5 protein-coding genes, 2 rRNA genes and 2 pseudogenes are annotated in these 7713 nt (G+C 61.5%); all 9 read left to right on the top strand.

Annotated elements, in window-relative coordinates; translation table 11 throughout:
* Window positions 1-106 (top strand): 23S ribosomal RNA (locus tag JOY50_RS02110); the annotation flags it as partial.
* A gap of 134 nt (window positions 107-240) precedes the next feature.
* Window positions 241-356 (top strand): 5S ribosomal RNA (gene rrf, locus JOY50_RS02105).
* A 390-nt stretch (window positions 357-746) separates the two neighbouring features.
* Window positions 747-2390 carry an acetolactate synthase large subunit gene (locus JOY50_RS02100; RefSeq protein ID WP_132846457.1) on the top strand — a complete coding sequence of 548 codons (1644 nt, stop codon included), beginning with the start codon at window positions 747-749 and terminating at the stop codon, window positions 2388-2390.
* 412 nt (window positions 2391-2802) lie between these two features.
* A complete protein-coding gene (locus tag JOY50_RS02095; RefSeq protein WP_132846458.1) occupies window positions 2803-3417 on the top strand; it encodes a nitrilase-related carbon-nitrogen hydrolase in 615 nt (204 codons plus the stop codon).
* A gap of 10 nt (window positions 3418-3427) precedes the next feature.
* Window positions 3428-3664 (top strand): annotated as a pseudogene (locus JOY50_RS02090) (hypothetical protein); the annotation flags it as partial.
* Window positions 3664-4167 (top strand): annotated as a pseudogene (locus tag JOY50_RS02085) (asparaginase); the annotation flags it as partial. The pseudogenes JOY50_RS02090 and JOY50_RS02085, both read left to right, overlap by 1 nt.
* 91 nt (window positions 4168-4258) lie before the next feature.
* Window positions 4259-4810, top strand: coding sequence for a UPF0149 family protein (locus tag JOY50_RS02080; protein ID WP_063424766.1), 552 nt, complete (start codon window positions 4259-4261; stop codon window positions 4808-4810).
* A gap of 169 nt (window positions 4811-4979) precedes the next feature.
* Entirely contained in the window at window positions 4980-5609 is a 630-nt protein-coding gene (locus JOY50_RS02075) for a glutathione S-transferase family protein (RefSeq protein ID WP_132846459.1), read from the top strand.
* Window positions 5610-5636: 27 nt separating this feature from the next.
* Window positions 5637-7673 (top strand): pyridoxamine 5'-phosphate oxidase family protein, encoded by a 2037-nt coding sequence (locus JOY50_RS02070; protein ID WP_243054676.1) that lies wholly within the window; start codon window positions 5637-5639, stop codon window positions 7671-7673.
* Window positions 7674-7713 lie beyond the last annotated feature (40 nt).

The raw sequence follows: 7713 nt of genomic DNA, 5'->3' as shown, positions 1-7713 counted from the left end.
GAATCCCCTAAAGGGCCGTCGAAGACTACGACGTTGATAGGTTGGGTGTGTAAGCGCTGTGAGGCGTTGAGCTAACCAATACTAATTGCCCGTGAGGCTTGACCATATAACACCCAAGCAATTTGCTGACGCAGATTGCGGTGGTGAAGATGACACGAACCGAAAGTTCGCAACGAACCACAAATATCGCATATCCGGATTCGCTGGGCTGTCCATCTGGACATTCTGGCTACAGAATTTCTTGACGACCATAGAGCATTGGAACCACCTGATCCCATCCCGAACTCAGCAGTGAAACGATGCATCGCCGATGGTAGTGTGGGGTTTCCCCATGTGAGAGTAGGTCATCGTCAAGATTCATTTCGCAAAACCCCTATCTGCGCATGCAGGTAGGGGTTTTGTCTTTTTGGACGAAAAAATCCGGCCAGCTTGAATCCCTATGGGAGCGGGCTTGCCCCGCGAACACGGGCGAAGCCCGTGCCATCCACCGCGCAGCCTGTTTCGCGGGCACGCCCGCTCCCACAGTGATCGAGCACCCTTTCAAAGTCTGAGCAAGACTGTTGCTTCTAAAACGGGGCCTGCGCAGCTCTGCGACAATATTGCAGTCACATTAACGTGACTTTCCCACGCCCACCCTACGTCAAGACTTTGATTCAGGGCATTCCTGCCTCTGGACCGAGCGATGCCAGCGCACCGTGCTGCGCATCCGGACTTCCACCGTCCCATCACTTGAGGTAGCAAGCAAGATGGCCAAGGCCGCCGATGTCGTTGTGCAATGCCTGGAAAACGAAGGTGTCGAGTATGTGTTCGGCATTCCTGGTGAGGAAAACCTCGACCTGCTCGAATCCCTGCGCAAGTCGAAGATCAAGCTGGTACTGACCCGCCACGAGCAGTCTGCAGGCTTCATGGCTGCCACCTACGGCCGCCTGACCGGCAAGACCGGCGTCAGCCTGTCCACCCTCGGCCCTGGTGCCACCAACCTGGTCACCGCCAGCGCCTACGCCTACCTGGGCGGCATGCCGATGATGATGATCACCGGGCAGAAGCCGATCAAGAAGTCCAAGCAGGGCCGCTTCCAGATCATTGACGTGTGCGGCATGATGGACCCCATCACCAAGTACACCCACCAGTTTGCCTCGGCCGACAACATCCCGGCCCGCATGCGCGAAGCTTTCCGCCTGGCTGAAGAAGAAAAGCCGGGTGCGGTACACCTGGAACTGCCGGAAGACATCGCCGCCGAGCAGACCGACGCACTGCCGATCCCGCGTAGCCTGCACCGCCGCCCGCTGGCCGAGCATGTGGCCATCCAGGCCGCCGTGGAAAAATTGCAGAACGCGCGCAACCCGATCCTGGTGATTGGTGCAGGTGCCAACCGCAAGATGACCGCCAAGGTCCTCAAGCAGCTGATCGACAAGACTGGCATCCCGTTCATCACCACCCAGATGGGTAAAGGTGTGGTCGACGAGCGCCACCCGCGCTTCCTGGGTAACGCTGCGCTGTCGTCGGGCGACTTCGTCCACCGCGCCGTCGAAGCCGCCGACCTGATCGTCAACATCGGCCACGACGTGATCGAGAAGCCGCCGTTCTTCATGGTCCGTGGTGGCACCGAAGTCATTCACATCAACTTCCGCTCTGCCGAAGTCGATGCTGTTTACTTCCCGCAGGTTGAAGTGATCGGCGACATCGCCAACGCCGTGTGGCAGATCGGCGAAGCCTTGACCGAGACCTCACACTGGGACTTCACCCGCCTGATGGCCATCCGTGAAGCCAACGAAGCCCAAATCGCCGAAGGCGCTGACGACAACCGCTTCCCGGTCTACCCGCAGCGCATGGTTGCCGACATCCGTCGCGTTCTGCCGTCCGAAGGCATCGTTGCCCTGGACAACGGCATCTACAAGATCTGGTTCGCCCGTAACTACAAGGCGCACAAACCGAACACCGTGCTGCTGGACAACGCCCTGGCGACCATGGGCGCCGGCCTGCCATCGGCCATGGCGGCGCACCTGGTGCACCCGGACCGCCCGGTGATCTCGGTGTGCGGCGACGGCGGCTTCATGATGAACAGCCAGGAGCTGGAAACCGCAGTACGCCTGGGCATGCATATCACCGTGGTGATCCTGCGTGACGATGGCTACGGCATGATCCGCTGGAAGCAGGCCAACATGGGCTTCACCGATTTCGGCCTGGACTACGGCAACCCGGACTTCGTCAAATACGCCGAAGCCTACGGTGCCAACGGTCATCGCGTGGAAAGCGCCGAAGGCCTGCTGCCACTGCTGGAACACTGCATCAAGACCCCAGGCGTGCACGTGATCGACTGCCCGGTCGATTACAGCGAGAACGACCGCATCCTCAACAGCGAGCTGCGTGAGCGCGCGCTGGCGGTGTAAGCACCGAGGACTGTATCGCTGGCAAGCCGGCCCCTTCAGGTATCTCACGATCCTGTAGGTGCCGGCGGGTGGTGCATAACAACCCCCTCACGCATCTAGCAATTGCTCATGCTCAGGTTCTTCAACTCATGGAGAACACGAGAGCATGACAATAGGTTCTACACATAACCACCCCGCCGATCTGACCATCGACCCATCACTGCCGATGCAGCCGTAGGCCGCGCGTTTCCCTAACCCCAGAGCAGTACCTACCAGGTTGGGAAAGAGCGGCGTACGGGGCATTTTGTAGGGGGAGTCCTACTGCGATCATGTGATTTTCCTTCGGTCCCATAGGACCCCCCTGACTGTCCCTCCCAGGCCCAACATCGCTTTGCTGGCGTCCTTCCAAAACAACCACAAAAAGGAAGCCGCCATGTCTGAATCCTGTTCCCCCGTCAGCCCTGTCCGTATCGCTGTTATCCAGTATGACCCCCAGGGCGGTCTTGAGCATTGTGAGCGCAACTTGGGTAGAGGTCTGGCACTGGCCCGCCGCGCAGCACGCGAAGGCGCCAACCTGATAGTGCTGCCTGAGCTGGCCAATACCGGCTACACCTTCAACTCCCGCGCCGAAGCCTATGCCCATGCAGAGACGTTGCACGACGGCCCGAGTCTGAAAGCCTGGGCGGACTTCGCCAGGGAATACCAGGTTTACCTGGCCGCAGGTTTTTCCGAGCGCGATGGGCTGAAGCTCTACGACAGTGCCGTATTGTTTGGCCCTGAAGGCCGACTCGGGCACTACCGTAAGGCGCACGGGAGCGAGCGGGGTGGGCGCTTCCTGGGGTGCTCGCTGATCGCCGGTACCAATGGCTGGCCGATCGGCGAAGTGGGCAGTGCAGAGGCCGAAGAAATTCTCTATGCCGATGTAGATCTGAGCAGTGCACGCTCGGCGCCGATCTGGAACAACCTCAACGACCTGCCGCGGGACCGGCGTACCGACCTCTACGATGCCAATCTTGGCTACCGCTTGCATGCGCCAATGCCACGTTGAGGAGTCGCAAATGAACACGCTACTCTTCTCAGGACGACAGCGTTGGCCTGTGTTGATTTTTGCCTGTCTGCTGCTGGTACTCGCTGCGAGCCTTGCCCAGGGCCAATGGCCGGATTATGCCGTTATGGTGGCGACGCTCGATCAGCCCCTGAGCCGCTTGCGCTGGATCTTCGGTGATATCAGTGAAGTGGCATTTTACAAGCACGAGCTGCCCGCACTGGGCTTGCTACTAGGCGCTTGCCTGGCGCAAGGGTTCGCAAGACGGCCAGCATGGCGATAGCCGCGTTCGAGTCGCCGGGATGTGGCCCATTGGGCGAAGTGGTGGAGGGGGAAGTGGTCTATCGCCATCCGCCCGTACGACGGGAAGTGCTGCCCGTACCGCATCGCACCGACCAGCGCGTTGCCCTGCTGGAAGCCTGCCTGGACGCAGACACGGCGCTGCTGCAGACTGTGGCTACATTGGGTTATGAAGGGTTGGTCATTGCCGGCTTCGGCGCTGGGCATGTTGCCGCTAGTTGGTCCGATGTGCTGGAACACCTGGCGCCCACCTTGCCCGTAGTTGTTGCCACACGCACAGGTAATGGGCCTACCGCCCGGACAACCTATGGGTTTGCGGGTGCAGAGATCGACCTGCAGAAAAAAGGCGTATACATGGCAGGGCACCTCTGCCCGTGCAAATGCCGAATATTGCTGTGGCTGTTGATTGGCACCGATAGGCGACATGAGTTGCACGACTGGTTGCACGCATGAACCATCTGCCCGCGCGGTCGTTCACGCGGGCAGCCCTTCCGGCGTTGCTGTGCTAGGGTGCACTCACTTTTGCTTCCCAGGATTCTCACCCATGCTCCCCGTACTCAGCGAAAAAGAACTCGACCGTCTCGAAGACCTGTTGATCACCTACGGCAACGACTATTCCGTGCTGAACCTGGCCGAACTCAATGGCTTTTTCACCGCGCTGGCCAGTTCGCCTGTTGCCGTCTTCCCGGAACAATGGCTACCTGCAGTGGCCGGTGGCAAGGTGCCGAAGTTCAAGAAGCCTGCGCATGAAGAAGCGTACACCGCGTTGATGTTGCGCTATGCCGATCAGGTGAAAGAGGCATTGACTGAAGACGTCGACCACTTCGAGCCGCTGTTCGAGGAAAGCGAGGGTGAGGGTGGCACTGTGATCGTCATGGAGGAGTGGTGCTTCGGCTATATGCGCGGCACCCAGATTGCTGGTTGGGGCGAGTTGCCGCCGGAGCAGGACCTATTGCTCAAGGCCATTTCGCTACACGGGCTAGAGGACAACTTCGAGCTGCTGGACCAGATGAGCGAAGCCGATATCCAGGCCTGCGTTCCGCAGGTAGTTGAGGCCGCACGTGGGCTGTTCCGGTATTTCAAGAAGCTGCACTGACCTGATAATCGTTGGCTAGCGGCCCCCGCACTTACCTGCACATCTTTTGGAAACCATTATTGCGCCCCGCGAAATTATGGTTTCCCTTGGGCACTGATTCTGCTGCCAGCCGATCCAGTGCAGCATAGGCTCCACCAGCCCATTCCGGTGCTGACCAGGAGCTAAACCCATGTCGAACCCGATCAAGCTCTACAACTTCCCCAAGTCTGGCCACGCCCATCGCATCGAGTTGATGCTCTCGCTGCTCAACCTGCCCACCGAGCTGGTGTTCGTCGACCTGGCCAAAGGCGCGCACAAGCAGCCGGATTTTCTGGCCCTCAACCCGTTCGGCCAGGTCCCGGTTATCGATGACAACGGCACGGTGATCGCCGATTCCAATGCCATCCTCGTTTACCTCGCTAAAAAGTACGACAACGGTACCTGGTTGCCCGAAGAACCTGCTGCCGCCGCCCGTGTGCAACGCTGGTTGTCGGTGGCTGCCGGCCCGCTGGCCTTTGGCCCCGCTGCTGCGCGCCTGGTGACCGTGTTCGGCGCTGCGTTCAACGCAGACGAAGTCATTGCCCGTGCCCATACCCTGCTCAAGGTGATCGACGCCGAGCTGGCCAAGGCGCCATTCCTGGCGGGCAGCTTGCCCACCATCGCCGACATCGCCAACTACTCGTACATCGCCCACGCCCCCGAAGGCAATGTGTCGCTGGAGCCCTATGCCAACGTGCGCAGTTGGCTGGCACGGATCGAATCGCTGCCGGGCTTCGTGCCCATGCCGCGTACTGTGATCGGGCTGCAGACCCAGGCCTGATACTCCGCCATCGCGAGGAACGCCACCATGCAACAGTCCCCGGACCACCGCCCCTCGCCTTGGCATGCGGGCGAGAAAACCCTGCAGGAAAAGGTCGGTGTAGCAGAGCGCATGGAGGCGTTCGGGCAAAAGGTCATTCGTGACTACATGCCCGACCAGCACCGTAGTTTCTATCACCAGTTGCCGTTCATGGTCGTCGCCAGTGTGGACGCCTTGGGTCGGCCTTGGGCCACGCTGCTGGAAGGGCCGGAAGGGTTCGTCAGCTCGCCCGACCCTCGCGTGCTGACGATCGACACCACGCTGCCAGCAGATGACCCCGCTACCCCGGGGCTGGTAGCCGGGCAGGCGGTCGGCTTGCTGGGTATCGAACTGCACAGCCGTCGGCGTAATCGCATCAACGGGCAGATCCGCCAGGCTGCAGAAGGGCAACTGCAGGTGACGGTGGAGCAGTCGTTCGGCAACTGCCCGCAGTACATCCAGTTGCGTGACTACACCCGCGTCGCCGAGCCCGCCCAGGCGCGTATCGATGCGACAACACTGGATGGCACAACCGTCAGCATGATCCAGGCCGCCGACACGTTCTTCGTCGCCAGCTATGTCGAGCAAGGCGACGGCCAGCGCGCTGTGGATGTTTCTCACCGTGGCGGCCGGCCAGGGTTCGTCAAGGTCGAGGGCAATCGGCTGATCATTCCCGACTACGCGGGCAACCTGCACTTCAACACCTTGGGCAACTTGTTGGTTAACCCCCGGGCCGGCTTGCTGTTCATCGACTTCAGCAACGGCAACGTGCTGCAGCTGTGCGGGCGTGCCGAGGTGCTGCTGGACAGCCCCGCCATCCCGGATTTCGAAGGTGCCGAGCGGCTGTGGACGCTGGAGGTGGAGCAGGTAGTGTGGCGCCCGGCGGCGGTTTCCCTGCGCTGGGCGTTCAAGGAATACGCGCCGACCAGCCTGATGACTGGCACCTGGGCCGAGGCCGACGCACGCCTGCAGCAACGCCAGCGACAGCGCCAATGGCAGGCCTGGCGTGTGCAGCGGGTGGAGCAGGAGAGCCGCGATATCCGCTCGTTCTACCTTGAGCCGCCCAGCGATAGCCGCGTGGTCTTTGCGCCAGGGCAACACATTCCGGTGCAAGTGCAGATCGACGGTGAGGCCGCGATGATCCGGACCTACAGCTTGTCGAGCGCACCCTCCGATGGCTACCTGCGTATCAGCGTAAAAGCGCAGGGCCCCGCCTCTCGGCACCTGCATGAGCGCGTCAAGCCAGGTGATGTGCTGGATGTGCGCTCGCCTATGGGCAGTTTCACGCTGGATGAACAAAGTACGCGCCCGCTTGTGCTGATTGGTGCGGGCGTGGGTATCACGCCGTTGCTGGCCATGCTGCGTGAGCAGCTGAGCAAAGGCCAGGCACGCCGCATCCATTTGTTCCATGGCTCCCGCAGCCTGGCCGACCTGCCATTCGGGCAGGAGCTTGCAAGCTTGCGGCAACAGGCTGGCGGCTTGCTGCACGTTCATCGCGCCCTCAGCCAGCCAGAAGACCATGCCGTTGCCGGGCAGGATTATGAGTTTACCGGCCGACTGGGCATCGAGCAGGTCAAGGCGACGCTGGCGCTGGACGACTACGATTTCTACCTGTGCGGCCCGGGCAGCTTTACTCAGGACCTCTATGAAGGGCTGCGCACGGTGCATGTGCCGGATGCGCGCATTCACGCTGAAGCCTTTGGCCCGTCAACGCTGCGGCGGCACACGGATGCCGGCCAGCCCACCTTGCAACAGCCGCCTGCGGCCAGCGAGCCAGTGCCGGTGTACTTCGCGGCGTCGGCCAAGGAGGCGCGCTGGGCTCCAGGCAGCGGCACCCTGCTGGAACTGGCCGAGGCGCGGGGGCTGGCGCCGGAGTTCAGTTGCCGGGGTGGGTCGTGCGGTACCTGCAAGACCAGGCTGGTGAGCGGCCAGGTGCATTACCCGAACCCACCGGCAGAGCTGCCGGAGGCGGGGTCGGTGCTGATCTGTTGTGCGGTGCCGGCGCAGGTGGAGGAGGGGATACAGGCCCTGGTGCTGGATATCTGATATCCCTGTCCCGGCCTCATCGCCGGCAAGCCAGCTCCCA

It is taken from the genome of Pseudomonas sp. BP01 (assembly GCF_022760795.1).
In the GTDB taxonomy this organism is placed as follows: domain Bacteria; phylum Pseudomonadota; class Gammaproteobacteria; order Pseudomonadales; family Pseudomonadaceae; genus Aquipseudomonas; species Aquipseudomonas putida_Q.
The sequence above is the reverse complement of the archived record's forward strand: the minus strand, read 5'-3'. Positions and strand labels throughout refer to the sequence as shown.

Excerpts from the sequence above, each read along its gene's own strand:
- JOY50_RS02100 (WP_132846457.1), top strand. The coding sequence starts at position 747 with ATGGCCAAGGCCGCCGATGTCGTTGTGCAATGCCTGGAAAACGAAGGT.
- JOY50_RS02095 (WP_132846458.1), top strand. The coding sequence starts at position 2,803 with ATGTCTGAATCCTGTTCCCCCGTCAGCCCTGTCCGTATCGCTGTTATC.
- JOY50_RS02080 (WP_063424766.1), top strand. The coding sequence starts at position 4,259 with ATGCTCCCCGTACTCAGCGAAAAAGAACTCGACCGTCTCGAAGACCTG.
- JOY50_RS02075 (WP_132846459.1), top strand. The coding sequence starts at position 4,980 with ATGTCGAACCCGATCAAGCTCTACAACTTCCCCAAGTCTGGCCACGCC.
- JOY50_RS02070 (WP_243054676.1), top strand. The coding sequence starts at position 5,637 with ATGCAACAGTCCCCGGACCACCGCCCCTCGCCTTGGCATGCGGGCGAG.